This is a genomic window from Gammaproteobacteria bacterium (assembly GCA_024235095.1).
GTDB lineage: Bacteria > Pseudomonadota > Gammaproteobacteria > Competibacterales > Competibacteraceae > UBA2383.
Window position 1 is genome coordinate 2,319,967 of the sequence record JACKNC010000001.1, and the last position, 26,614, is coordinate 2,346,580.

Sequence of the window (26,614 nt, forward strand, 5' to 3'; positions counted from 1 at the left end):
GGATCAAACACCTGGCGCACCGTTTTATGTTGATCGATTCGGGGTTGCGCCGATGTGAACTTCTGCAGCAGGGCATATTGAACACCGATTTTCACGAGCTAGATAAACGTCTAAATTGGGTTAAAGTTTTTGTTATTATTCTGTTTATTAACAACGTAGAAAACCACGCCCTTAGGGCGTGGTCAGAGATCAACGGCTTTGCCAGTTGATCGACTCATGGGGTACTACTGGGCTGACACAGAAGTTTTGACAGGTTCAGAGGTTTCTAGGTCCACCGGGGTTTCAGAAGATTTCAAGGGAGGATAGAGGCGCTTGAGTTTGACCCGGGCCAAGTCGGTGCCGAACTGCCAGTGGATTTTGGTCTGACGTAGGTTGCGTGGGCCTTGCCAAGCGGCGATTTCCTTCCGCAAAGTTTCGAGGTTCGCAATGCGGCGATTCAAACACTGGCCGGCGAGAACAGCGAACTCACATTCCGCCATATTGAGCCAACTGCCATGCTTGGGGGTGTAATGAAATTCGAGCTTGCGGGTGATCCGGCGGGCTTCCTCTGGAGAAAAGACACTATACAAGGCCGCAGGAGTGTGGGTATTGAGGTTATCCACGACCAACCGGATTCGCTCCGCCTTCGGAAAGTACACATCAACGAGTTGCTGCATTTGCTGGGCAAAATCGCGTTTGGTGCGCTGTTTCGTGACATTAACATGACGCCACCCGCGCAAGGGTTGTACGAATAGAAATAAATTGGCGGTGCCTTCGCGTTTGTATTCACAGTCATAGCGCGCCGGTTGACCCGGGCGGGCGGGTTGAGGACAGCGGGTTTCGCTGGTCAATTGCACCGGACTTTCATCGAAGCACACTTGGGGGTATTGAGGATCATCGGGTTCGGCGTACAGGTCCAACACATCCTCCATATGCCAAACATAATCGGGACTGACACTGGGAATACACCATTCTTGACGTTGCCAGGGTTTGAGGTCGTTTTTTTAAGGATGCGCCGCACACTCTCACGGGAAATGGCTTCGATGGGCCGGAGTTCCATGAAGCGGTCCGCTAACAATTGGAGAGTCCACTGACAACGGCCAGCGGGCGGGGTACTACAGGCCAAGGCGACCAGAAAGGCGGCCTGTTTGCCGGTCAAGGCCGGGGGCAAACCGACTCGTGGCCGCTCGCTTAACGCCGCCAGCAACCCTTCGTCGACAAACCGTTGACGGGTACGATGAACGGTCGAAATCCCCAAGTGAAGGCTTTGGGCAATGGCCTCATCCGTCGCCCCTTCCGCAGCCTGCAGCAACACATGGGCACGGGCAACCTTGCGCGCCGCTGCCTTGCCTTTATGAATGACCTTCAGCAGGTCTTCCCGCTCCTCTTCAGTTAGATCAACCAGATACTTGTGGGCCATGGTGATTCCTCCTGTTGATCTCAACCATAGGGCACCCACCGCTACCTGTCAAAACTTCTGTGTCAGCCCACTACTACGGTTTGTTGTCCCCACAACAGATCGAGAGGAGTACTGACCATGAGTCGATTCAGAAAGTTATCACATACGATCTGGCACTGCCAGTATCATATTGTTTGGGTTCCGAAATACCGGTATCGAGTCCTCACAGGGCACATTGCAGAAGAGGTATCGCGATGTATTCACGCCTTTTCGGACTATCAAAAAGTGGAAATTGTTGAATTAAATATCCAGGTGGATCATGTTCATCTGTTGGTGATGATTCCGCCGAAGTTGTCGATTTCTAACTTTGTGGGAACGCTGAAGGGGCGGACGGCCATTCGGGTCTTCAATCGGTTTTGCGAACTGAAAAGGAGACCCTATTGGGGCAACCACTTTTGGGCGCGCGGCTACTGTGTGGATACGATAGGACTGGATGTCGAGAAGATTCGCAAGTATGTGCGGTATCAAGAGCGTAAGGAAAGAGACGCCGAACAGCGCGGTTTCGATTTCTAAAGTGAGAACCCATCCTGTGGGGACGACGCCCTTGCCTCCTCAGGGGGCAAGGCAGACTATCCCCTTTTAGGGGTTAACCAAAACCACCCGCTTTGCGGGTGGTTTCTTTACTTTTTAACTATTCGCTGTACACCCGCTCATGCAGGTTGTTTGAAACCGATGCGATGGTTTCCTCCGGTCTCTGAGCGGTCTCCAAACCTGCGAAACGATAGTAGGCATCAAGCCGATCATCATCGACCTGTGCCCGGTTGCCGGATCGGCCTCGAAGGAGTTCTCGCGCTGATGTGGCCGTGAGATCCAAGATGTTTCGTTTGAACCACATCGCTCCGTGAGCCGCGAGTTCAACATCGAGATGACTCAGGAGCAACAGGGACGACTCCACGTCATCCTCGAAGTCCACGCCACTGTTACGCCATTTCGCCTTGGCCGTGCCATGCAGGCGGTTATCGTTGGGCGAGAGGTGCTGATGCACCGGGGCCGGATACGACACATGCTTGGCGAATCCGAGCGATTCGAGCGCCGTCACACCCCCTGGAAAGAAGGACTTCCCGTTATCGGTGAAGACGACAACATTGGGCGGGAGGGGGTAGAGGGCAAAGAAACGGCGTAGAAGTTCGGCGCTCTCGCTGGCATAGAGGCGGGTTTCGTTCTTCTCGGCATCCAATATAAAGGATGCGTTTCGCATCGATACCGAAGCGGACGAGCGCATTGACCAGTTTCTCCCGCGCTTGGATCCACGTCTGGCGTCCGTCCCGATCGAGCCGAAATTTCCCATTGAACGTGAAGAGGGCCGGCGGTGTCCGATTGACACCGTCGGACCAGACCACGGTGACGATGCAGTTCGTGAATCCAGCGATCGCCGTGCTGGATTTCGGCTGAGCGCCACCTGCAGGCGCATAGGTCACGCGCCGATCCGGGCGGTGGCCCGTGAACGTGAAGTCAACGCTGGCCAGGAGCCCTTTCAAGTCTCGCGCACGCTGTCGCTCCCGCTTCCACTCCAACATCCTCTTCGCCAGTGCCTCGACATCTACTGTGAAGCCCCGGGTCTTGGTCTGCGAAACCGTTGAACTGAAACCGAGGCTATGCAGGTAATCATGCGCCGTCGTCTGCGCCAGCTCAACCCCAAAGGCTAACGCACAACACTTCGCGAACGAAGCGAGCGAGACGACCTGGTTCGCGTCGTTCTGAGACAGCACCCAACCGGCGGCAATCTCGCACTGTTCGTCATCCAGAAGCGGCGGCGCTCCGCTCGCCTTCTCCGCCGTGAAAACCCGGCCCCTCACCGCATGGGTATGCACCCAGCGGTCCAAAGACAACTTGGGCACGATGATCCCTGCGTCAACGAGAACATCACGAAAAACCAAGCGCGAGATCCCGCGCCTCTCCAGCGGGCCGACAAGACGTGCAACAAGATCACGCTGGTTCGTAGACAGCTCTGTTGATGGGTACTTGCGCTTCATTGCACATAGGGGACTCTTCCAGCGAAAACCATAAACTCAATTTTAGCCGAAACGCTGGAATCCGGCGGTTGTGCAGTGACAGCGTGCGTGCTTACCTGGGGAGATCTCGCGTGATGTCTGAAAGGGCAACGGTGTGGAGCTGGAGCGAGAAGTCAGCAGAAGCCGTAGTATAGTCAAACAGTTTTTTATTAGTTAATATATAATGAAGAAGTTAGCTCAATAAGGAGTACTGTAGGCTTGCCAACGATTATCCCTACATTATCAACGAACTGAGCGTTAATCAAATGGTCTAATAACTATAGAAAACCTCTTTAGATACTCTAAATTTATAGAGGAGGTGCGGCAATGAACGCGGAATGGATGTTTGATGCACGTAAAATACCGGATGAAGTGATGAATTACATCCGGCGTATTGCGGTTCGCGCGGTCGAAGAGAAGCATTATAGTCCGGAGCTTGTTGCTGATTTTTTGGGTATCGACCGAACGAGTATTTATGACTGGCTTCGCAACTATCGTTATGAAGGAGAAGAAGCCCTAGATACTCGCAAAGCGCCCGGTGCTCCGTGTGTGATTACTCCGGCTATTGATCGATGGTTAAAAGAAACGATCCTCAATACGACGCCGGCGGATCATGGTTATGATACGGTTTTATGGACTTTAGAGATTATTGTTCATTTATTGAAGGAGTCCTTTGGTCTCTGGGTATCGGATGCCACGGTACGCCTTCATTTGCATGATTTAGGGTTAAGTTGTCAAAAGCCTTGTTATCGAGCGATCAACCAGGATAAGGAGCAAGTTAAAACGTTTGTTAATGAAGGTTTCGAAGAAATTAAGAAGTTGGCTCAAAAACTTGGAGCGGATATTGCGTTTGAGGATGAATCGTGGGTGCAAGGCCATACGCGTTCCGGTCGGACGTGGGGGTTAGTGGGGCATCCTCCGGAAATTAAAGTGAGTGATGACCGGGGTGGGTTTCATATTTTATCGATGGTCACGGCGACCGGGGAGTTCATGTTTGAGGTGACCACTGAAAAATTAGTGAGTGCAGTTTTCATTGCGTTTCTGGAGAAGACATTAGAAGGTCGAAAGCGCCCATTAATTGTGATTGCGGATAACGCATCCTATCATACTTCAGGAGAGGTCAAAGCCTTTCTTGAGACGCATCGGCAACAAATTCGTCTCTTTTTTCTTCCGACGCATTCCCCCGAGTTAAATCCGGATGAACAGGTTTGGAATGAGATCAAAAATGGTCATCTGGAAAAAGAGCCGATTAAAAACCGAGCTGATTTCAGAGCGCGCGTTTATTCTGCTTTGGAAAAGCTAAAAGCATTTAAGGAGAGAGTCAAATCATTTTTTAGGCTCCCTGATACTCAATATGCTAATCCCGAAAAAGCTCCAGCATGATTTTTGTGGGGATAACTATTAGCAAGACAATGCAATGTCCAAGCCGTATAGTGAAGATTTAAGAACAAGAGTGATACAGAGCTACTTGAATGGCCTGTCGAAAATGGATATCGTTACGCTTTTCAAAATAGGGATGGACACCTTGAATCGTTGGCTTCGTCAGTATCTGCAAACCGGGGATATTAAACCAAAAAGAAGAACCCAATTTCGTGCAAGAAAATTTAGTGACTCTGATTTAACGGATTACATTAGAAACAATCCTTCGGTGACCCTCAAACAAATTGCAGAACATTTTTCTGTTAAACCCTCATCGATTCAAGCAAGATTGAAAGCCCTAAAAATAACCTATAAAAAAAACAATTTCTCTACGAAGAAAGGGATGAGCAAAAAAGAACGGAGTTTGTTCAACAATTAGCGGCGAATGCATCCCGAGGGGAAGAATCTCAACAAGTTGTTTATGTGGATGAATCTGGATTTCATAACAATATCAGAAATGAATATGGCTGGAGTCCAAGAGGCGAAATCATTTTTGGTGAAAGGAAAAGCAGGCCCACTGAAAAACTGAACTTATTGGGTGGACTACTCAACAATGAAATCATTGCGCCACTCGCCTATCAATCTTATACGGATACCGAGATATTTAATACTTGGCTTGAGAAATACTTAATCCCTGCACTTCCAAAGAATTGTATTATCGTGATGGATAATACCCGTTTTCATAAATCGGAAGAGACGAGAGAAATTATTGAAGACAATGGCCATCAATTGCTATTTTTATCTCCTTATTCACCGGATTTAAATCCTATCGAAAACCACTGGGCTATTCTTAAGGGAAAATTGAGGAAAATTATTGGAAATTTTCAAAGTCTCTTTGATGCGCTGGTTGCGGTTTTCCAAACTATCTAAAAACTGTTTGACTATAACCGCCGGTTTGGGGTGAAGGGCCGAACGAGGAGGAGAGCGAACGATCCTGTTGCTCGAACGTGTAGGGCACAGAAGCTCGGGAAACCGGGGCCGACCGGGGGCGGGTGGGGTGAAGCCCTACCGGAACCGATCGGTGATGAAACACGGGCGGTGGGGCATGAACCCGAACACTCGGGTGAAGAAGAAAGCCGCAACTAGCGTCAAATTGGCAGCGCGATGCCAATTTGGCGCACTGCAACTCAAGCACTGGCGTCGAGGCAAGGCGATGTATCGGGAATTGTTGGCGTTAGAAGCCTCAGTAACGGACGCTCAACACATCGCCGCGAATAGCTGCCGCTGGTGGCATAACAGCCGCCTGGCGTTGAATCGCACGATGCCAATCGCCTACTTTGACCGCCTCGGCATGCCGCGGCTCTCATCACCTTAACGGCTCGAACCGCCCGGTGCGGACCCGCATGCCGGGTGGTGTGGGAGTTGCGCCTTGCAAGCGCATGAAATACAGCAGCCTGAGATGGCTGCCCTGGTAAAGCCTAGCCAGCAGCCGGGTACCGAGTCTTGCGTGGTGAACCGGTGACGGGCACTGCGAAGCGTAGACAGGAAGATGATAGGCCGGAACGACCGTGAACGGGAACATAGCCCCGAAATCGAACGTGGTTGAAGTAGCCGACCCAGTCTCCCAATGGGGAAGGCGGAATTCCAGGAGGCGTATGGGCGAGTCTTCTGGGGTGCTTCCGGGGTTCGTACCGCCGGCATGTCATCCAAGGATTTCATGGGAACAAGGGAGATCCGCCGGGTTCAAGCGGAGCTTGTAGGGTCCAACAAGCGCCCAACGCGAGGACGACCCAATGGCCTGGCGGAAGTCAGACTGACTGATAGTACTCGGCGGTCGGGAGAGCCGACCACAGGGGGAAGCGGTCAGCGGAGTGTGAATCGTTCTTGGGCAACATGAGCTCCACCCAGAGGGAGGCAATGGTCTTCGATGCAAAGCGAAGAGCAACCCGTCATGGCAACGAGACTTGAACGAATAGCAGCGAAAGCTCGGTGTGAACCGAAGCTCCGGTTGACCTCGCTGGCGCACCACATCACGGCGGAACGGGTCTGGAAGAATCTCCAACAGATTCCCCATCACTCGGCCCCCGGCGTGGATGGCCAGACGGTCGCGGAGGCAAAGGAGGATTTTGCGGTCTGGATCGAGCCGATGCTCGAAGCGGTACACCGCCAAGGCTACCCGGCGCCGCCGATTCGGCGGGTGTACATTCCGAAGCCCGGTAAGCAGGAGAAGCGCCCCTTGGGGATTCCTTGTGTGAGTGACCGGGCGCTCCAGCGCAGCACAGCGGAGGTGTTATCGGCCATCTACGAGCAGGATTTTCTGCCCTGCTCGTTTGGTGGTCGGCCCGGGTTGGGTGCTCACCGCGCGATAGCGACCCTCCACGAGGTGATCGCCGGTCGCAAGGTGGGGTGGGTGTTGGAGGCGGATCTAAAGAACTTCTTTGGGAGTCTCGACCACGGATGGTTACTCCGCTTCGTGGAACATCGAGTCGGAGACCCGCGCCTGATCAGCCTGATCCGGCGCTGGCTGAAAGCGGGCATTCTGGAAGATGGGGAACTCCATCCGAACGAGGAAGGGACACCGCAAGGCGGATCGATCAGCGTACTACTGAGCAATGTGTACCTGCACTATGTGCTCGACCTTTGGTTTGAGCGGGTGGTCAAGTCTCGACTGCGGGGCGAAGCCTACCTGCTGCGCTATATCGATGACTTTGTGCTGTGTTTCCAATACCGCGAGGATGCCCTACGTGTCCAGGAGGTACTACGCAAGCGGTTGGGGAAGTTTGGCCTCAGCCTGGAACCGAGCAAGACCAAGCTGGCCGAATTCGGTCGCTTTGCCCAAGCCCACGCGGCCAAGCGGGGGAGAAATCGCCCGGAGACGATCTATTTTCTGGGCTTCACCCTCTATTGCACGCGCAATCAAAAGGGCAATTTCAAGGTGGGCATGCGCACGGAGAAGGCACGACTTCAGCGCAGTCTTGGTCAACTACGCGACCTGATGCGGCGGATGCGGCATCTGCCGCTACGGGAACAGGCGATCCATCTCGATCGTGTCCTGCGGGGTCACTATGCCTACTATGGCATCGCCGGCAACTTCCGAGCCTTGCAGAAAGTGCATCGGTTTGCGGAGTGGTATTGGCATAAGATGCTGAGCAGTCGGAGCCGGGAAGGGCACCTTTCTTGGGAGATTTTCCAGCAGATTAAGGTGCGCCATCCGTTACCGCGACCGAAGCTGCATCTTCCCTATCGGGAGTTGCAGGCACTCGCGGTGCTGTGAATCTTTCACGCTGCGAAGAGCGTCGTGCAGGAAATCTGCTCGCGACGTTCTGTGGGAGCCGGAGGCGGGTGACTGCCTCCGGCGACCCGGTGGGAACGGTCAGGTTATCCTGACCGCCCCTATCCCGATTCACTGGCTGCCTATAGGCTTGCCAACGATTATCCCTACATTATCAACGAACTGAGCGTTAATCAAATTGTCTAATAACTATAGAAGACCTCTTTAGAGACTCTAAATTTATAGAGGAGGTGCGGCAATGAACGCGGAATGGATGTTTGATGCACGTAAAATACCGGATGAAGTGATGAATTACATCCGGCGTATTGCGGTTCGCGCGGTCGAAGAGAAGCATTATGGTCCGGAGCTTGTTGCTGATTTTTTGGGTATCGACCGAACGAGTATTTATGATTGGCTTCGCAACTATCGTTATGAAGGAGAAGAAGCCCTGGATACCCGGAAAGCGCTCGGCGCCACGTGTGTGATGACTCCGGATATTGATCGATGGTTAAAAGAAACGATACTCAATACGACGCCGGCGGATCATGGCTATGATACGGTTTTATGGACTTTAGAGATCATGGTTAATTTATTGAAAGAGTACTTTGGTTTATGGGTATCGGATGCCACGGTTCGTCTGCATTTACATCAATTAGGACTGAGTTGTCAAAAACCTTGTTATCATGCCTTAAACCAGGATCAGGAGGAAGTTAAAAAGTTTATTAATGAAGAATTTAAAGAGATTCAGAAGCGGGCTCAAGAACTTGGAGCGGATATTGCGTTTCAGGATGAGTCATGGGTTCAAGGCCATACGCGTTCTGGACGGACGTGGGGCTTAGTCGGTCATCCGCCTGAAATTAAAGTGAGTGATGACCGGGGTGGGTTTCACATTTTATCGATGGTTACGGCGACGGGCGAGTTAATATTTGAAGTGACCACTCAAAAATGAGTGAGTGGGGTTTTCATTGCCTTTTTAGAGAAGGCATTAGAGGGTCGAGAGCGCCCATTAATTGTCATCACGGACAATGCGTCTTATCATACCTCGAAAGAAGTCAAAGCCTTTCTTGAGACGCATCGAAAACAAATCCGCTTGTTCTTTCTTCCCCCCCACTCGCCAGAGTTAAATCCGGATGAACAGGTTTGGAATGAGATCAAAAATGATCATCTGGAAAAGGAGCCAATTAAAAACCGGGCTGATTTCAGAGCGCGCGTTTATTCTGCTTTGGAAAAGCTAAAAGAATTTCAGGAAAGGGTCAAATCATTTTTTAGGCTCCCTGATACTCAATACGCTAATCCTGAAAAAGCTCCAGCATGATTTTTGTGGGGATAACTATTAGCAAGACAATAACAACCTGCAAGGGTAACCCAATCGTGCTCGAAAAAATTAATGCAACAGAACCGAATACGACGTGCCGTCAGCGCTGTTTGCCACCGCCGCCCGCTTCACAATCCGAGCTTTCCATGTTCAAGGTTTCGCTGTAGATGGCGCCCGATGCGCTGACGTCCGCAATCGTGAAGCACCAGTTCCCGCTGGGCCGTCTGACCACTGCGGAGGAGAACACCGCCCTGCCGTCAACGCCAGTGGTCACAGCGAGACTCTCATTGGTGGGACCGGAGAAATCGCCAGACACGGCAGCGCCCGCAACGGGCGCCAGATCCCTGTCAAGGATCGTTACGACAGCCTTCCCGTAGTATGACCTGCTCGACGCGCGTACGCGGGTAACATCAATGGCGCCCACAAGTACCTCAGCCTGAGCTTGAACATCACCTGGCATCAGACGCGCCGCCAAGGGTTGATAGGCAGTACCGTCGTAGTAGGCGCCAACGGCCCAAGTGTCGCAGGCGCCTGCTTTCGCCACGTCATGCCAGGAAATGGTGACTGCGTTGGGCAGGTCGAAGCGGGCGCCTTCGCTCCATGCCGCGCCATTCCAGTAGTAAAACGTGTCGCCGGCGGACAGAGAGTAAGGCATAGCCCAGGCGTTGCCGGGCTCCATGGTCATAATCTTGGACATGGCCGCGCCGGAAGCCGGACCCTGCGCCTGTGTCCATGCGCCGCCGTCCCAATGCAGCAGGATGTCCTGGGAATAGTTCGAGTGACCGGCCACCCAGATGTCGTTCGAGCCGCTACCGTCGATATCCAGGAGGAAGGTCTGGTCCTGGCCGTCGAAGGGTGTCGACACCTTGGTCCAACTAGAGCCATCCCAGTGCTGCGTGTAGCCGATGTAGGTGGCGCGACCCGAGCCGCCGTAGCCGACGGTCCAGACATCATTGGGTGCGGCGGCATAGATGGCCTTGGGATAGAGGCGCTGATCCGGCGAATAGACCGGCGGCACGTCCATCGGCTGCCAGGACGTGCCGTTGAAGTGAATGACATCGCCGCTGGCGGTCAGCACCCAGACATCGTCAGCGGACGAAGCGGCGATGTCCACCGGCGCGCCGGGGGTGTTGATCGAGCTGGGGTAGAGGAATGTGTCGATGCGGTCGACGCCTCCCCCGCGCACACGCATGAACAGGACCCGGATTTCATATACTGAATAGGCCCGCGTCGCGGCGAACCAAGCGTCGCCGTCCGGCGTGCTGCCGCTGGTGCTGAAGGCGAAGCCATCGGCCTCGGCCGGCAGGGACTGTTCGCTCCAGGCGTTGCCATCGAAGTGACGCAGAACGGGCGTGGCCGGGTTCGACGCTGAGCCACCGATGGCCCACACGGTACCATCGTCAAACGCGGCCAAGTGCGAGGTTATAGCGGGGATGGGCACGATTTCAAAAGTGCCGCAGCGTGGAACGGCGGATGCCGGCGATGTGGCCAACAAGCTGGCGATTGCGGCGAAGGCCACGATCAAACGGATCACTGGGATTCGAAGGACTTGCATGGTCAGTCTCCTTGCGGCAAAGATGCATATCGAAACTGTACTCAGTTTACTCTTTCGCGCACGCCAGGCTTTGTAACCGTAGTCACATAAGGTGATAAATTGTTTTTATTGCTTGGCAAGGATTACTGACTAGTCGATGTTCCTTGCATAACGAAACATACTAAGGTGACTACAACCCGTAGTTCTTGTGCTGGAAAAGGCACCTTCCTGATCCTGGACACTGGGCCATTCTTCCCGATTACACTGCCACTGACCCATAAGAATCGAAAATGGAAGCTCTTGAGATATTAGAGAAATTCAGCCTGTTTCTGAATGCGAAAAGCGACACGCGCGCGGAAATGATCACGACCGCTCGCCTGGCCATGTTCCCGCAGGGTTCGATGTACATCTGCGAGGGCGCGAACGTCGATCAGATTGCGTTAGTTGGTTCGGGCCTGATACGCGTCTACAAGACCAGCGAGTCTGGCCGCGCGATCACTCTCTACACGGTGAAACCCGGAGAACTTTGCCGACTGAATCTGCTTTGTGTGCTTACAGGAATCCAAGCCCCGGCTTCCGCGGAGATCGAACAGGACGTCCAAGTTGTTATGTTTCCCGGAAAAGACTTCCGCCGCTGGATCGGACTGGACAATGCGATCAGGACCGTCGTTTTTTCGGAGATGGGACAGAGCCTGATCCAAACCATGCGCCTAGTAGAGGAAATTGCTTTCAAAAAGATGGATACGCGGCTTGCCCAGTACATACAGTCGCGACTTGTGGCCATCAGTTCCTCGGATTGCAGCCTTAGCATTACTCACGAGGCGATTGCCTCGGAACTCGGCTCTGCCCGTGAGGTGATCAGTCGGCTGCTTAAAGAATTTGAGCAGCAGGGTGCAATCGCACTAGGCCGCGGGCGCATCAAGGTGTCTGACCAGACGTTGCTGCAGAAGATTGCGAAAGGAATCCGGTGAGAAAATGCAATGAGAGGATGACTGACTCATGGGGAATTCGCCCGCCGGTTCGATCAAGGCACTGGACTCAAGCGACTAGATTTACCCTTGCATCTGATGGTTGGGCGCGTTTTACTGGAACAATAGACCTATTCCAAAATATGTGAACATAACTTATTGAACTTGATAGCCGTTCCTTAGGTTGCAGGGTCCAGCGACGACCAATATAATCGGATCGCCTATATTCTTAGCTCGACTTTCCCCATTAGGGGTTGAGTAAGGGCCAAGAGATAACCATCCTGAAGAATCATCTTCGACCAAAAAGAGTTTCTGCGCATGGGTGGCTTACCTCCCGACGTGTTACTGATTATAAGTGTGTTTGCGCCGCTGTTCACCGAGACGGTGTGGCAACGGGTGCAAGTCTTACTGGTAGGGGCGATTCTGACCCCTGGGCGGCGCACGGTGGCGGCGGTATTGCGGGTGATGGGGTTGAGCGACGAGCGGCGGTTCAAGAATTACCATCGGGTGCTGAGTCGTGCGCGGTGGTCGGGAGTGGCCAGCAGCCGCATGTTACTGCAGTTGTTAATCAACGCGTTTGCTCGGCGGGGACCATTGGTGATGGGACTGGATGATACGATTGAACGCCGCTGGGGCCGCAAGATTGCCGCGCGGGGCATTTACCGGGATCCGGTACGTTCCAGTCGGGGACATTTTGTGAAAGCGAGCGGCTTGCGCTGGCTGAGTCTGATGCTGTTGGTGCCGGCCTCTTGGGCCGGGCGGGTGTGGGCACTGCCGGTTCTATAGTCGAACAGTTTTTGGATAGTTTGCCATGTGCTCAGGCCACTACAGTATTCCTTGCTGGAAGGGCAATCAACATAAAACTGTTTGACTATAACGCTACTGTGCCCGTCCGAGCGTTATTATCGGCGCTATCAGCGCGCGCATCGACCGTTGACCGAGCGAGCACGGCAGGTGTTGCACCGGGTACAGCGCTAGTTACCGCGTCGGTCCATGGTGGTGGTGGCCGATAGCAGCTTTGCGGTGTTGGAGCTGTTGGCGGCGGTCACCTGCGAGACGTTCAGCGTCGTAACGCGGCTGCGGTTGGATGCAGCGCTGTATGCGCCGGCACCGTCACGCGTGGCCGGTCGCGGGGGACGGCCGCGCAAAAAAGGCCAGCGTCTGCCCACACTCGCGCAGGTGGCCACCGACCCGACGACCGACTGGCAGCCTTGAACCGTGGCCCTGTGGTATGGCGAGGTCCACCGGATGGTGGAGATCGCTTCGGGCACAGCCGTATGGTACCACGCGGGCAAACCGCCGGTGGCCGTCCGCTGGGTGCTGATCCGCGATCCCCAGCAACGCTTTGATACTCAAGCGCTGCTATGCACCGATCCCAACGCGCTGGCAGCGGATGTCGTGCGCTGGTTTGTGCGTCGCTGGTCGGTTGAGGTTACCTTCCAAGAGGCGCGAGCGCACCTCGAGATCGAGACCCAGCGCCAGTGGTCGTGGCATGCGATCGCGCGCACCACGCCGATACTCCTCGGGTTATTCTCCCTCGTAACACTCATCGCCGATCGGCTCGTTGTCGGTTGTGCGATACCGGTACGCACCAGCGCTTGGTATCGAAAAACCCAGCCCACGTTTAGTGATGCGTTGGCGCTATAGTCAAACAGTTTTTATATAGTTTTGAAAACTGCCGCCAGCGCATCAAAGAGATTTTGAAAATTTCCAATAATTTTCCTCAACTTTCCCTTAAGAATAGCCCAGTAATTTTCGATAAGATTTAAATCCGGTGAATAAGGAGGCAAAAACAGCAATCGATGACCATTGTCTTCAATGATTTCTCGTGTTTCTTCGGATTTGTGAAAACGGGCATTATCCATCACGATCATGCAATTTTTTGGAAGCACAGGAATTAAGCATTTCTCAAGCCAGGTATTAAATATCTCGGTATCTGTATAAGATTGATAGGCGAGTGGCGCAATAATTTCATTGTTGAGTAGTCCACCCAATAAATTTAGTTTTTCAGTAGGTCTGCTTTTCCTTTCACCAAAAATAATTTCGCCCCTTGGACTCCAGCCATATTCATTTCTGATATTGTTATGAAATCCAGATTCATCCACATAAACAACTTGTTGAGATTCTTCCCCTCGGGATGCATTCGCCTCTAATTGCTGGGCAAACTCCGTCCTTTTTTGTTCATCCCTTTCTTCGTAGAGAAATTGTTTTTTTTATAGGTTATTTTTAGGGCTTTCAATCTTGCTTGAACCGATGAGGGTTTAACAGAAAAATGTTCCGCAATTTGTTTAAGGGTCGCCGAAGGATTGTTTCTAATGTAATCCGTTAAATCAGAGTCACTAAATTTTCTTGCACGAAATTTGGTTCTTTTTTTGGGTTTAACATCCCCCGTTTGCAGATACTGACGAAGCCAACGATTCAGGGTGTCCATCCCTATTTTGAAAAGCGTAACAATATCAATTTTCGACAGGCCATTTAAGTAACTCTGTATCACTCTTGTTCTTAAATCTTCACTATACGGCTTTGACATTACAGTACTCCTTATTGAGCTAACTTCTTCATTATATATTAACTAATAAAAAACTGTTTGACTATAGTACGCCGCCACCTCTGGAGTACCCAATATTTTTCCAGGTCACGGCCAAAGACTGACGTGAAAAACCGTTAGACCTATTACCGACGCACTTTATCGAGTTGTTGTGCTATGCCCACTAGTGGGCTGACACAGAAGTTTTGACAGGTTCAGAGGTTTCTAGGTCCACCGGGGTTTCAGAAGATTTCAAGGGAGGATAGAGGCGCTTGAGTTTGACCCGGGCCAAGTCGGTGCCGAACTGCCAGTGGATTTTGGTCTGACGTAGGTTGCGTGGGCCTTGCCAAGCGGCGATTTCCTTCCGCAAAGTTTCGAGGTTCGCAATGCGGCGATTCAAACACTGGCCGGCGAGAACAGCGAACTCACATTCCGCCATATTGAGCCAACTGCCATGCTTGGGGGTGTAATGAAATTCGAGCTTGCGGGTGATCCGGCGGGCTTCCTCTGGAGAAAAGACACTATACAAGGCCGCAGGAGTGTGGGTATTGAGGTTATCCACGACCAACCGGATTCGCTCCGCCTTCGGAAAGTACACATCAACGAGTTGCTGCATTTGCTGGGCAAAATCGCGTTTGGTGCGCTGTTTCGTGACATTAACATGACGCCACCCGCGCAAGGGTTGTACGAATAGAAATAAATTGGCGGTGCCTTCGCGTTTGTATTCACAGTCATAGCGCGCCGGTTGACCCGGGCGGGCGGGTTGAGGACAGCGGGTTTCGCTGGTCAATTGCACCGGACTTTCATCGAAGCACACTTGGGGGTATTGAGGATCATCGGGTTCGGCGTACAGGTCCAACACATCCTCCATATGCCAAACATAATCGGGACTGACACTGGGAATACACCATTCTTGACGTTGCCAGGGTTTGAGGTCGTTTTTTTAAGGATGCGCCGCACACTCTCACGGGAAATGGCTTCGATGGGCCGGAGTTCCATGAAGCGGTCCGCTAACAATTGGAGAGTCCACTGACAACGGCCAGCGGGCGGGGTACTACAGGCCAAGGCGACCAGAAAGGCGGCCTGTTTGCCGGTCAAGGCCGGGGGCAAACCGACTCGTGGCCGCTCGCTTAACGCCGCCAGCAACCCTTCGTCGACAAACCGTTGACGGGTACGATGAACGGTCGAAATCCCCAAGTGAAGGCTTTGGGCAATGGCCTCATCCGTCGCCCCTTCCGCAGCCTGCAGCAACACATGGGCACGGGCAACCTTGCGCGCCGCTGCCTTGCCTTTATGAATGACCTTCAGCAGGTCTTCCCGCTCCTCTTCAGTTAGATCAACCAGATACTTGTGGGCCATGGTGATTCCTCCTGTTGATCTCAACCATAGGGCACCCACCGCTACCTGTCAAAACTTCTGTGTCAGCCCACTAGTGGGGAAAGTCGAACTTAGAGTGAAGACCGGTGCATCATCTACGCAGCGAGATCGATCGCTCCAGGGCGGGTACGGCATCCGGTCTCCTTAGGGGGGCTGTCCTGTCATGAACAGCTTCAACAAAAGCATAATACAAGGGCGGGTTAGAGCGTCAGCCCGTAACCCGCCGATTCGGTTGTGGGGGAGTTTAGCGGTCGCCGAATCCCATTCTTTCAGCGCCGGGGAGTTCAGCGGCGCGTGGCGCAGGTTGTGGCCCTTCTGCGGTTCCCGAATCACAGCGGCTGGTTATGACTGACAATGGCCGATCAGGCGCTGGCGGCAAAGCGCCGCGTCCCTGCATAATGAAGTGGCTGCGTTCATCCGCATCACTCACGCTACAACGAGGGCTAATCTGACTGGAAATATCGAGGTAGGCGCCGTTGAGCGTGACCAGACTACCGCTAATATCAGTCGTCGGTGCATTGAGTTCGACTGTACCGTCATTCCCTTCGATGCGCGAGGAAGCATTGAGGACATCCTGAACGTCGGGAGCATCATGCAGGAACACCTCAGCATTGACGAGGATGTTACCACCACGCCCCTGATTTGCTTGCGCGCTTATGCGACTACCGTTCAAGGCGACGGCATTGATACTGTTGACTGTGACGTTGCCGCCATCGCTTAAATCCTTGCCTTGCACGAAGCTACTGATTTCGCTGCCATCAAGCAACTTCAGATGATTGGCGTAAATGGTGATGACGCCGCCGGTGGTTTTTTGAGCATTGCCGCTAATGCGCCCACTCTGCAGGGTCAGACTGGGCGTCGTGACCGTAATGGCGCCGGCCTGACCGGTCGCATGATCCTCGGCGCTGGCGTACAGACCCGCGTAAGCTTCGTTGTTGCGCCCCGCAATGAATACGGCCTCGCGGGCATTGATGGTGATGTTGCCGCTATCCCCGGCGCTAAACGTGGCTGTGGCGATTTGCCCACCCTCGGTCAAAGCCAGTCGAGGGGTGGTTACTATGATGTTGCCGCCATTGTTGCTGGAACCCGGTTCGGCGGTGGCAGATAAATCCGAATCAGCAATCGTGACTTCAGCACTCGCGTTGACCGTGATATCGCCGCCGCGTCCGGCGCTGGTCGTGGCTGTAGTGATCTGCCCACCCTCATTCAGCATGAGTCGTGGAGTCGTGATCGTGATCGAACCCGCATCGCCAGCAAGATCTTTACGAGCAGGTATAGCGCTGGCGGAGAGGCTGGAGGCGTTACGGTCACTGTACCCGGCGACGGTCACCGCTTCCTGGGCATTGATCACCAGATCGCTGCCGTGACCGTCTCCACGGGTGATCGCCACGATTTGCGCGCCGCCGGTTACAGTCAGGGTGTCGACGTTCAATACTATCGAATCCGTAGCATCCATGTTTCTGGTGACGTTGCGAATAACGCCGTTGCCGGTGAGGGTCAGGTGCGGCGTTGTGACCTGAATGCTTCCCGCTGCGCCGTTGGAGCGATCCACATCTTTGGCGCTGGCGGACAGCCCAGTGTAAGTTGCCGCTGCATCGCTGCCGGTGATGAGGACGGCTTGCCGGGCCGTAATGCGAATCGCGCCACCGCGTAACGCGCTCTCATTGTCAACGGTAATCACGCCACCCTCACTCAGATTCAGGGTATCAACGTCCAGGATAATCACGCCGGGTTGCCCACCGATCAGACTCCGCGAGTTGCTTTGCATCGAACCTTGCCGGGTGATTGTGACGACCGGGGCCGTGACCTTGATCGTTCCGGCTTGGCTCACGCTGGACGCACGCGCCAAGGTGTCCGCGAACAGGCTGGAAGGATCGTTATCGGGACCGATTCCGGCGAGGGTCACCGCCTCGCGGGCATTGACGGTGATATCGCCGCTGTTCCCCTGGGCATCGAACCAGGCCGCAGAGGACACAAAAGCGCCGTCGTTCAGCGTCAACGCGCCTACATCCAGCGTGACCACGCCGCCATTCCCTTGATCCAGCGTGACGGCGGTCAACCGTGAACCCTGCTCGAACTGCATGGCTCCGTTTAGGGCGACATGGATTTCCCCCGCGTTCCGGTCGCTGTAGGTGTCGCTGAAAACCCAACCGCCCTGGTTGAGCCATTGCCCGCCTCGAATGAAAAGGGTTCCGCCGCCCGCGCCGCTGACATCAAGGTTGCCCAGTTCAACATCCTGAAAGGTTCCGACCGCGTCGACATGTGGGCGCACCGTTCCGTCATGTTGTAGCTGGAAAGTTCCCAAGGCGCTAAAGCCACGCAACTCCAGACCGTTCAGCGTGGGCGTCACCTCTCCGGGAGAACCGACCGTGGCGATATTGATGCGTCCCACCGGAGCGTACAGCGTTCCGTTAGCGATGGTGAGATCGCCGCCGATCAGCGACAGGGTTTGCCCCTGCGGAACTTCCAGGAAACTACCTTTGATAGTGATGGGTGCAGGCGTATCGCTGAGAAACCCGAAGGCTTCCACCGGCGCGACAGTCAACAGGCTGTTGGCGGGAGTGCGGGCGTCAAATTGGCCACCATCGCTCAGGCGCAACGTATCGGCGGTGCTGAGATGCACCGATCCGGGTACATCCAGCCGGGCGTTTTTGCCGAACAAGACACCGGCAGGATTGAGCAGATACAGGCTTGCGCCAGGAATGGTGGAGCGCAAGGTTCCGTCAATTTGCGAGACCTGGCCGCCCGTGACCCGGCCAATGATGTTGTTCACCGAAGCCGGGCCGCTGAAAGTCGCGCTGGCCCCGGTTGGGATGGAGAATGTCCCGAAACTGTGGAACAGGTTGCCACCGACCTGCTGGCCGAGATCGGCGGTGATGGCGTAGTCTGGCCCCGGCAAAGCGCCTGCTTGGCCCAGTGTGCCATCCAGTGTCACTTGCGCCGGGAGGCTGCCGGCGTAAATGGTTAATGCCAGCGCCCAGCGCCACAGCTTGAATTGCATCATCTTTTATCCCCTGATTCCACAGCTATTAGTTTAGCATCCAAAATTCGCTTCAGGCTGGGCCTCTACTCGTCTTTTATCAGTTCTTATACTATACATAACGCTGACATATCGCAAAGAGGAGACTGCAAAGGAAGTTGCAAAAACAGTAGTTGCAATTGCAGGTAATTCCTACTTATTTTCGTACAAGGATTCCAATATGAAACCACATTTTTGGTACTGGTTAGTTGTGCGTAATGGACGGGCCAAAGCTATTGGCTTTTTCCTGATGCTGGCGCTGAACCTCTCCGTCGCCCAGGCCGCCACATTTACCGTCACCAGCCTCAACGACAGCGGCGCGGGTTCGCTGCGCAAGGCAGTCCTCGACGCCAATGCGGCTCCAGGCAATGACACGATTGCGTTTCAATCGGGCTTGACAGGGACGATTGTCCTGACCAGTGGGGAAATCGCGATCACCGACCGGGTTGCCATCAATGGTCCGGGGGCCAATGTCCTGGCGGTCAGCGGCAACCAGGCTTCGCGGGTTTTCAAGGTCTCCGGCTTGGGGGTGACGCTTCAAGGTTTAACGATTAAAGCAGGTAAGGTCAACAACGACTACGGCGGCGGGATTGACAACTCTGGCTTCCTGACGCTCAACAACATGACCCTGTCGGATAATGCTGCCGGTTACGGCGGCGGCGGAATTAACAACACCGGCTCCCTGACGCTCAGCAACATCATTCTGTCAGGCAATTCGGCCAACAACGGGAGCGGCACCGGCAACGGCGGCGGGATTTTCAACTGGGGTTCGTTGACCGCCACTCGTCTCACTCTATCGGATAACTCGGCCTATGGCTACGGCGGTGGGATTTATAACCAGGTGAGTGGCAGTGATGTTACGGTGACGATCGACAACAGCCTGTTGACCACCAATCAGGGTTCTCTAGGTGGCGGCATTGGTAACATGGGCGGCAGCATCATGATCGTCAGTAACAGCACTCTGTCCGGCAATCAGGCCACCGTCTATGGTGGTGGGATTCTCAACGGGGCTACACTCACTGTGAGCAACAGCACCCTGTCCGATAATGGAGCTTCTCAAGGCGGTGGGATTGCCAACTGGGGTTCGTCGGACGCTACTCTGACCGTGAACAACAGCACACTATCTGGCAATCTGGCCAGCGAGGAGGGCGGCGGGATTTCCAACCTGGCAGCAGCCTTCGTGACCCTGAGCAACAATACGCTATCGGGCAATGCCGCCCTCATCAGTGGTGGCGGCATTCAAAATCACAGCGACATCATAACCTTGGGCAATAACCTGGTGGTGGGTAACGCCGCGTCCACCGGCAAGAACATTAACCTGGCAGGTGGGGAAATTACCTCTCAAGGCTATAACCTGTTGGGCGAAAACGGCGTTCCAGGTGTTTCCGGCTTTACCCCAGCGGCCAACGATCTCGTTTTAGCCGGTTCGGTCAGCACCGCTATTGGCCCCTTGGCGGACAACGGCGGTTCCACGCAAACCCATGCTCTGGTCGCGGGCAGTCTGGCGATTAATGCCGGTAACAATGCGCTCATTCCCACTGGCGTCACCACCGATCAGCGCGGTGCAGGCTTTCCGCGCATCGTCGGCGGCACGGTGGACATCGGCGCGGTGGAAGGTGCGGGCGGCGGTAGTGGCGGTGCGACCTTCACCGTCACGGCCAGCGCCGGGGCGGGCGGCGCAATCAGTCCCGCTTCGGCAACCGTCAACAACGGCGCGACCGCAACCTTTACCGTCACCCCCAATACGGGCTACGCAGCGGATGTCACGGGCTGTAGTGGAACTCTCGCGGGCAACATCTACACCACCGGCCCGATCACTGCTAATTGCATGATCAGCGCCAGTTTCCACCCCAACACCAGCGCCTTCACCGTCACCGCCAGCGCCGGTCCGAACGGGGTCGTCAGTCCCGCCACGCAGAGCATTGCCCCCGGTGCGACCGCCACGTTCACCGTTACCCCCAACACCGGCTATGTCGCCACCGTCGCCGGTTGTAATGGCAGCCTTACTAGCGCCACCTACACCACTGGCCCGATCACAGCCCCCTGCACAGTGGTCGCGGCATTCAGCCCAACCGCCGCCGCCAGTGCTCCAACCATCACAACCTCCGTGCTGCCCGACGCCATCGTGGGTGTACCCTACGCCGCAGTGTTAACCGCCATTGGCGGCCAATATCCCTACACCTACACTGCAACAGATCTGCCGCCCGGCCTGACGCTGACGACCGAGGGGATTCTCCGCGGCACGCCCACCACCGGTGGCGCTTTTGCCGTGGCCGCCACCGTGACCGACGCCCTCGGGCATCGGGGTTCCCGCGGTTATGTGGTGACAGCCAGCGCCGGGTTGTCCCTGGTCACCGCGAATTTACCCGACGCCCTGGTCAATATCCCCTACACGCAGACGCTCGCTGCCGTCGGCGGGCAACCCTCCTACGTTTTTACGGCGTCGGGTTTGCCGACGGGTCTGAGTCTCACCCCGTCCGGTGTGCTGAGTGGGACACCGGTCGAACGCGGTGTAGCTGCGGTGCAACTGACGGTCACCGACACCTTCAACCAGCAGTCCACGAAGAACGCGGTTCTCACGGTTCGTGACTTCACCTTCACCGAACCCAACCCGGAACAACCGGACGAAAACATCAGCGGTGCCGCGGAATCCTGCCCGACGGCGAATATCGCAACGCGCACCCTGAAGCTGGGCGATCCTGGCGCACCCACTACCGGCCCTGACGGCGTGACGCTGCCTTACGGCCTGCTGGAAATCACCGTCACCGGCTGTGAACCCGGTCAAACTGTGCTGGCTCTGACCACCGTGTACCCGGAACCCCTACCTCCAGATGCGCAATACTGGAAATACGGTCGCACCCACGATAACGCCGAACCCCACTGGTACGTGCTACCCGGCGCGATCATTGAAGGTAACGCGATTACCCTGTTGATCGTCGACGGTGACATCGGCGATGCCGATCTGGCGGTTGATGGCAACATCCTCGATCCGGGCGGCCCTGGCATTACGCTCAACACCATTGACGGTGCCGTCCCCGCGGTCCTGCCGATTAGCGAACCCTACCGCGCTGACTTCCAGGCCCGCTGCAACGCAGGCGCCTGCCCCGCCGGTTCGGTTTATGACTGGAGTTTGGCGGCGGGCGCACTCCCCGACGGGCTGACGCTGACTGGTGCGGGCGCAACCGCCACCCTGAGTGGTACACCCACCCGTGTGGGGCGCTATCCGTTCACCGTGCAAGTGCTGACCCGAGGCGCGACGACCTTAACTTCTACACAGCAAAGCTATACCGTGCGTATCACCGATGGCAGCTCCGACCCGGCGGCCACGACGCTGATCACCCATTACTACGTCTCGATCCTCGAACGGGAACCGGAAGCAGAGGGACTGGCGTATTGGCAGGGCTTGATTGCTGAACTTCAGGGACGGGGTCAGGATGCTAAACCGGTGTTCCGGGATATGGCGAATTTCTTTTTCAACAGTCCCGAATATCTGGGCCGTAACACCACCGACCGGCAATTCATCACCAATCTCTACCTGACTTTCTTCCAGCGCGAACCGGATGAAGACGGCTATGCGTTCTGGCTGGCCGATCTGGCTAACCACGCCCCACGCAACGATGTCATGACCTTCTTCCTCTACTCCCAGGAATTTACCGACTTCATGGCGGCGCTGGGGTTCTGATAAGCGTTCACCGCCCCCCTTTGAAAAAAGGGGGACTGAACAACAGGCGAGGGACAGGAGAAGCTGTCAGGGTTCCAGACCGGCTTGCCGGAGTCGAGCAAGCAATTGTTCGACCTGCTGTTCGGCGGTCATGCGCGCCTGACGTTCCTGTTCTCTAGCCTGGCGTTCCTGCGCTGCTTGCTGTTCGGCGGTCGTGCGTGCCTGGCGTTCCTGCTCCGCCTGCCATTGCGCTGCTTTCCGAGCCTGTTCCTCCACAGCGCCCTCGCGCAACTCTTCACCCCGGTAATAGACGCGCACCTTGCGCCCCTCCGTCCATTCACCCGGCTCCCGCACTTCAATCTCCAGGCCCGGAATGGCTTGACTGCGATACCGCCGGTCGGGCGGCAAGGGGAGCGGTTGATACTGATCCGTCCGCGTATCGTAACGATACCAGACCACCGACCGGTCATCGTCCGGCTCCGGGTACACCAGTACGAATTCCGCAACGCCATGCAGCCGGTTATGTTCCCGCATTCGCACCGTATCCTTGAGTTCCTTTTCCCGCCGCGACGTGGTGACTACTTCCAGGGCGAAGAGTAGTTCTTTAGCGGTCAGCGCCCGAATGTCGGGATTAGCGGTCAGGGCATAGTCCGGGTAAAGAATTCGTTGCTCATTGCGGTCGGGAAACCAGTACCAGATCGGATAATCGCTGACGCCTTGCAGACCGGCGCGCTCGGCCACGCGATCGAGCAGAGCGCCCAGGAAATAGATCGTCTTGCGGTGGGCATGGGAGGCGGCCATGTCAAATTCTTCATCGTAGTAGGGAATACCATCCATGGATTCCGGACTGTGCGGAATCGGGATCAAGTGCGCCAGACGTGCGTCCCGGTCGGTGTACAACCGGGGTTCGGGCGGGGAAATCGCGAGTGAGGCCATGTTAGTTCCTTCGCATTGCAGACGAAGCGCCGTGGATTTCATTAAGTATACTGTTCCTCCCAGCGAGAGGCTGTTCTATATACCGGTTTTTTATTCTATCTTCATCTCCAGAATATAGATGATTCTTGAATGCTTCCACACAAAGGAACTTCACTATGAGACTCTCTTTATCGCGCTGTTTGACTGCGAACAACGGGTGCGTCAAGACCATCGGCCTCTGTCTCATCCTGTTTCTGAGCCTGCCCTTCGCGCACGCTGACACCTATACCGTGACTAACCTCACTGACAGCGGCGCGGGTTCATTGCGCCAAGCCATCCTCGACGCCAACATCAATACGGGTGTTAACAACACCATCGATCTATCCAGCCTGAGCGGACAGTTGCTCACCCAAGGCAACTTGAACATCACGACAGGGACGGTCGATATCAAAGGGCCAGGGGCCGATGTCTTGACGATTATCGGCAACGGCAACCAGCGGATTTTTGAAATCAGCAGCGGCGCAACCGCCACCCTTTCGGGATTAACGCTGACCAATGGCGGCGGCGCGATTCTGAATAACGGGACGCTCACGGTTACTAACAGCACGCTCTCCGGTAATACCGCAGCAAGCAACGACAACGGCGGCGCGATCTATAACTCTGGATCAGGCGCAACGCTCACAGTGGTTAATTGCCGCCTGGCCAACAATTCAGCAGAATGGGGAGGTGGGCTGGCTAATTCTTCTTCGGCAACGCTGACCTTGATCAATAGCACGCTGTCGGGCAATAACAGCGTTTCAGCGGGGGGTGGAATTTATAACAATTTCAATGGGTCGCTGACAATTACCAACACGACGCTATCGGACAATGTGTCGGGCAGCTATGGCGGCGCTATTGCCAGCAATACTGGGACGCTGACACTCACCCGCACGGCTCTCACCGATAATTTCGCTGCTTATCATGGCGGCGGGATTTACTTTTCAGGCAGCAGCGGCAGAGTGGCCGTCAGCGAAAGCACCCTGTCAAATAATATCACTGGAAATTTGTACTGTGGCGGTGGGATAAATATTGCGGGCGGCTCTTCTGGAGGCGTCACCGTTGTCCTGCACAACAACACGCTGTCGGGTAATACGGCGCGGGATGGCGGCGGCCTGTGTATCAGCAATGTAATTACCTGGTTTTTCGACAACACCGTCTCCAGCAATACCGCGACTCGGAACGGCGGCGGCATGTTCATCGGCACGGGGGTCACGCTGAACATGGGCAACAGCCTGATCACCGGCAACTTGGCGGTCAGCGGCAAGAGCATGTACGGCAGCAGCGGTCTTTTCTCCCGAGGTCACAATCTGTTGGGTGAGAATGGCGCTATGGATTTGGCCGGCGGTATCGTTGCCAGCGCCAGCGACCTGTCGGTAGCAGGCGCGAGCAGCGCCGTCATCGGCGCACTGGCCGATAATGGCGGCTTAACGCAAACCCATGCCCCAGTCACCGGCAGTCCGGCCATTGATGCTGGCGACAATAGTCTAATTCCTGCCGGCGTGACTACCGACCAGCGCGGAGCCGCCCGCATTTATAACAGCCTCGTCGACATTGGCGCCGTCGAAGTGGGGCCGATCCCGACCCCGACCCCGACCGTGACGACTCCAGCGATCACTACCCCCTTCTTGCCGGACGCCATTGTCAGCGTACCCTATGCCGCTGTATTGACTGCCATTGGCGGTCAGTACCCTTATATTTACACCGCCACCGGCTTGCCGCCCGGTCTGAGTCTCACATCCAATGGCATTCTGAGCGGCATGCCTACCGCTAGCGGTGACTTTCATCTCAGGGCCACCGTAATGGATGTCTTGGGCCAATACAGTCAACGCGACTATGGTCTAGCAGTCGGCCCCAGTCTGTCCCTGGCCCTAGTCACCGCTAATCTCCCGAACGCCCTGGTTAATGTTCCCTACACGCAGAATCTCGCCGCGCTTGGGGGGCAACCGCCTTATGTTTTCACCGCCACTGGTCTGCCAGCGGGCTTCAGTCTCAGTTCCAGCGGCGTCTTGCGCGGTACGCCAGTCGTACGCGGTCAATCGAATGTGTATCTGACAGTGACCGATGCGCTTGATCAGCGCGCCACAAAAGACCTGATTCTAACCATGCAGGACGCCACCTTTACCCAAACCAACCCGGAGCAACCAACGGAAACTATCAGCGGCGCAGCAGAACCCTGTCCGACAGCGAACATCACCACCCAAACGCTCAATCTTGGCGACCCTGGCGCACCCACCACCGGCCCCGACGGCGTGACGCTGCTTTACGGCTTGCTGGAGATCAAAGTCACCGGCTGTGAACCCGGTCAAACCGTGCTCGCCCTGACCACGGTGTACCCGGCTCCACTGCCGCCGGACGCCCAATACTGGAAATACGGTCGCACCCGCGACAATGACGAACCGCACTGGTACGTGCTACCCGGCGCGATCATCCAGGGCAACGCCATCACGCTGATCATCGTGGACGGCGACATTGGCGACGCTGATTTGGCGGTGGACGGCAACATTCTCGATCCGGGCGGCCCTGGCATTACGCTCAACACCATTGACGGCGCGGTGCCTGCCGTTCTGCCGATCAGCGAGCCGTACCGCGCCGACTTCCAGGTGCGCTGCGATCAGGGGCGCTGTCCCGCCGATTCGGTGTATGACTGGAGCCTGGCCGCTGGCGCGTTACCGGACGGGCTGGCTCTGACCAGCAACGGCGCGACCGCGACCCTGAGCGGGACACCGACTCGCACGGGACGTTACCCGTTCACCGTGCAAGTCCTGGCGCGCGGCGACAGCCCGACCCCCGTCCAACAAAGCTATACCGTGCGCATTAGCGACGGTAACCCCGATCCGGCGGCGGCCACCCTTATTACCCACTACTACGTCTCGATTCTGGAACGGGAACCCGAAGTCGACGGATTAGCTTACTGGCAAGGCTTAATCGCCGAGCGGGAAGCGCAGAAGATTGACATCAAACCGGTGTTCCGGGATATGGCGAATTTCTTTTTCAACAGTCCCGAATATCTGGGGCGCAACACCACCGACCGGCAGTTCATCACCAATTTGTATCTGACCTTCTTCCAGCGCGCGCCGGATGAGGGCGGTTATGCGTTCTGGTTGGAGCAACTAGCGAATGGCATGGTTCGCAATACCGCGATGGCCGGGTTCCTCTATTCCCAAGAGTTCACCGACTTTATGGCGGCGCTGGGGTTCTGA

General features: G+C 55.4%; 15 protein-coding genes and 6 pseudogenes. 12 read left to right on the top strand and 9 right to left on the bottom strand.

The genetic code is table 11. The features are described 5' to 3' along the window. Positions 1-224 precede the first annotated feature (224 nt). Positions 225-1,399: pseudogene (locus H6973_10340) on the bottom strand (IS630 family transposase). 117 nt (positions 1,400-1,516) lie between these two features. Here H6973_10340 and tnpA point away from each other — a divergent pair. After that, positions 1,517-1,951 (top strand): IS200/IS605 family transposase, encoded by a 435-nt coding sequence (gene tnpA, locus H6973_10345; GenBank protein ID MCP5126008.1) that lies wholly within the window; start codon positions 1,517-1,519, stop codon positions 1,949-1,951. Between the two features lie 118 nt (positions 1,952-2,069). Here tnpA and H6973_10350 read toward each other — a convergent pair whose 3' ends face one another. Beyond that, positions 2,070-2,441 (bottom strand): hypothetical protein, encoded by a 372-nt coding sequence (locus H6973_10350; protein MCP5126009.1) that lies wholly within the window; start codon positions 2,439-2,441, stop codon positions 2,070-2,072. A gap of 61 nt (positions 2,442-2,502) precedes the next feature. Next, positions 2,503-3,411: a hypothetical protein gene (locus tag H6973_10355; GenBank protein ID MCP5126010.1), complete on the bottom strand. Its 909-nt coding sequence runs from the start codon at positions 3,409-3,411 to the stop codon at positions 2,503-2,505. A gap of 345 nt (positions 3,412-3,756) precedes the next feature. Between H6973_10355 and H6973_10360 the strand changes: the two genes are divergently transcribed. The 7 genes and pseudogenes from H6973_10360 to H6973_10390 all read left to right on the top strand — a co-directional run bounded on the left by H6973_10360 (position 3,757) and on the right by H6973_10390 (position 9,374). Next, on the top strand, positions 3,757-4,812 hold the full coding sequence (locus H6973_10360) for an IS630 family transposase (protein MCP5126011.1): 1,056 nt from the start codon (positions 3,757-3,759) through the stop codon (positions 4,810-4,812). A gap of 34 nt (positions 4,813-4,846) precedes the next feature. Then, complete coding sequence (locus H6973_10365) at positions 4,847-5,227, top strand: transposase (GenBank protein ID MCP5126012.1); 381 nt, start codon at positions 4,847-4,849, stop codon at positions 5,225-5,227. Beyond that, a pseudogene (locus H6973_10370) lies at positions 5,182-5,718 on the top strand (IS630 family transposase). Before H6973_10365 ends, H6973_10370 begins: the two are co-directional and overlap by 46 nt. 247 nt (positions 5,719-5,965) lie before the next feature. Beyond that, positions 5,966-6,163, top strand: a pseudogene (locus H6973_10375) (group II intron reverse transcriptase/maturase). A 576-nt stretch (positions 6,164-6,739) separates the two neighbouring features. Then, positions 6,740-8,062 (top strand): group II intron reverse transcriptase/maturase, encoded by a 1,323-nt coding sequence (gene ltrA / locus H6973_10380; GenBank protein ID MCP5126013.1) that lies wholly within the window; start codon positions 6,740-6,742, stop codon positions 8,060-8,062. A 256-nt stretch (positions 8,063-8,318) separates the two neighbouring features. Beyond that, positions 8,319-9,008 carry an IS630 family transposase gene (locus H6973_10385; protein ID MCP5126014.1) on the top strand — a complete coding sequence of 230 codons (690 nt, stop codon included), beginning with the start codon at positions 8,319-8,321 and terminating at the stop codon, positions 9,006-9,008. Continuing rightward, positions 9,009-9,374 carry a transposase gene (locus H6973_10390; GenBank protein ID MCP5126015.1) on the top strand — a complete coding sequence of 122 codons (366 nt, stop codon included), beginning with the start codon at positions 9,009-9,011 and terminating at the stop codon, positions 9,372-9,374. A gap of 100 nt (positions 9,375-9,474) precedes the next feature. On the opposite strand, the gene H6973_10395 is transcribed toward H6973_10390, so the two are convergent. Then, positions 9,475-10,929 (bottom strand): hypothetical protein, encoded by a 1,455-nt coding sequence (locus H6973_10395; protein MCP5126016.1) that lies wholly within the window; start codon positions 10,927-10,929, stop codon positions 9,475-9,477. A gap of 269 nt (positions 10,930-11,198) precedes the next feature. Here H6973_10395 and H6973_10400 point away from each other — a divergent pair, with 269 nt between their 5' ends. Together H6973_10400 and H6973_10405 are read left to right on the top strand one after the other, a co-directional pair. Beyond that, positions 11,199-11,879 (top strand): Crp/Fnr family transcriptional regulator, encoded by a 681-nt coding sequence (locus H6973_10400; protein MCP5126017.1) that lies wholly within the window; start codon positions 11,199-11,201, stop codon positions 11,877-11,879. Positions 11,880-12,194: 315 nt separating this feature from the next. Then, positions 12,195-13,523 (top strand): annotated as a pseudogene (locus H6973_10405) (transposase). An 11-nt stretch (positions 13,524-13,534) separates the two neighbouring features. On the opposite strand, the pseudogene H6973_10410 reads toward H6973_10405, so the two are convergent. The 4 genes and pseudogenes from H6973_10410 to H6973_10425 all read right to left on the bottom strand — a co-directional run bounded on the left by H6973_10410 (position 13,535) and on the right by H6973_10425 (position 18,784). Next, positions 13,535-14,071 (bottom strand): annotated as a pseudogene (locus H6973_10410) (IS630 family transposase). Next, positions 14,026-14,406 carry a transposase gene (locus H6973_10415; protein MCP5126018.1) on the bottom strand — a complete coding sequence of 127 codons (381 nt, stop codon included), beginning with the start codon at positions 14,404-14,406 and terminating at the stop codon, positions 14,026-14,028. Before H6973_10415 ends, H6973_10410 begins: the two are co-directional and overlap by 46 nt. Before the next feature lie 181 nt (positions 14,407-14,587). Next, positions 14,588-15,762, bottom strand: a pseudogene (locus H6973_10420) (IS630 family transposase). A gap of 262 nt (positions 15,763-16,024) precedes the next feature. Then, complete coding sequence (locus tag H6973_10425) at positions 16,025-18,784, bottom strand: filamentous hemagglutinin N-terminal domain-containing protein (protein MCP5126019.1); 2,760 nt, start codon at positions 18,782-18,784, stop codon at positions 16,025-16,027. 196 nt (positions 18,785-18,980) lie between these two features. Here H6973_10425 and H6973_10430 point away from each other — a divergent pair, with 196 nt between their 5' ends. Beyond that, on the top strand, positions 18,981-22,481 hold the full coding sequence (locus H6973_10430; protein MCP5126020.1) for a DUF4214 domain-containing protein: 3,501 nt from the start codon (positions 18,981-18,983) through the stop codon (positions 22,479-22,481). Between the two features lie 66 nt (positions 22,482-22,547). Here H6973_10430 and H6973_10435 read toward each other — a convergent pair whose 3' ends face one another. Then, the gene (locus H6973_10435; protein ID MCP5126021.1) at positions 22,548-23,396 is read right to left on the bottom strand and encodes a hypothetical protein; all 849 of its coding nucleotides are present in this window, start codon (positions 23,394-23,396) and stop codon (positions 22,548-22,550) included. 155 nt (positions 23,397-23,551) lie between these two features. Between H6973_10435 and H6973_10440 the strand changes: the two genes are divergently transcribed. Further along, positions 23,552-26,614: a DUF4214 domain-containing protein gene (locus H6973_10440; protein MCP5126022.1), complete on the top strand. Its 3,063-nt coding sequence runs from the start codon at positions 23,552-23,554 to the stop codon at positions 26,612-26,614.

Bases quoted from the DNA above. Each gene is read 5' to 3' on its own strand.
- tnpA (MCP5126008.1), top strand. From the start codon at position 1,517: ATGAGTCGATTCAGAAAGTTATCACATACGATCTGGCACTGCCAGTAT.
- H6973_10395 (MCP5126016.1), bottom strand. From the start codon at position 10,929: ATGCAAGTCCTTCGAATCCCAGTGATCCGTTTGATCGTGGCCTTCGCC.
- H6973_10385 (MCP5126014.1), top strand. From the start codon at position 8,319: ATGAACGCGGAATGGATGTTTGATGCACGTAAAATACCGGATGAAGTG.
- H6973_10430 (MCP5126020.1), top strand. From the start codon at position 18,981: ATGAAACCACATTTTTGGTACTGGTTAGTTGTGCGTAATGGACGGGCC.
- H6973_10400 (MCP5126017.1), top strand. From the start codon at position 11,199: ATGGAAGCTCTTGAGATATTAGAGAAATTCAGCCTGTTTCTGAATGCG.
- H6973_10415 (MCP5126018.1), bottom strand. From the start codon at position 14,406: ATGTCAAAGCCGTATAGTGAAGATTTAAGAACAAGAGTGATACAGAGT.
- ltrA (MCP5126013.1), top strand. From the start codon at position 6,740: ATGGCAACGAGACTTGAACGAATAGCAGCGAAAGCTCGGTGTGAACCG.
- H6973_10360 (MCP5126011.1), top strand. From the start codon at position 3,757: ATGAACGCGGAATGGATGTTTGATGCACGTAAAATACCGGATGAAGTG.
- H6973_10365 (MCP5126012.1), top strand. From the start codon at position 4,847: ATGTCCAAGCCGTATAGTGAAGATTTAAGAACAAGAGTGATACAGAGC.
- H6973_10440 (MCP5126022.1), top strand. From the start codon at position 23,552: ATGAGACTCTCTTTATCGCGCTGTTTGACTGCGAACAACGGGTGCGTC.
- H6973_10435 (MCP5126021.1), bottom strand. From the start codon at position 23,396: ATGGCCTCACTCGCGATTTCCCCGCCCGAACCCCGGTTGTACACCGAC.
- H6973_10355 (MCP5126010.1), bottom strand. From the start codon at position 3,411: ATGAAGCGCAAGTACCCATCAACAGAGCTGTCTACGAACCAGCGTGAT.
- H6973_10425 (MCP5126019.1), bottom strand. From the start codon at position 18,784: ATGATGCAATTCAAGCTGTGGCGCTGGGCGCTGGCATTAACCATTTAC.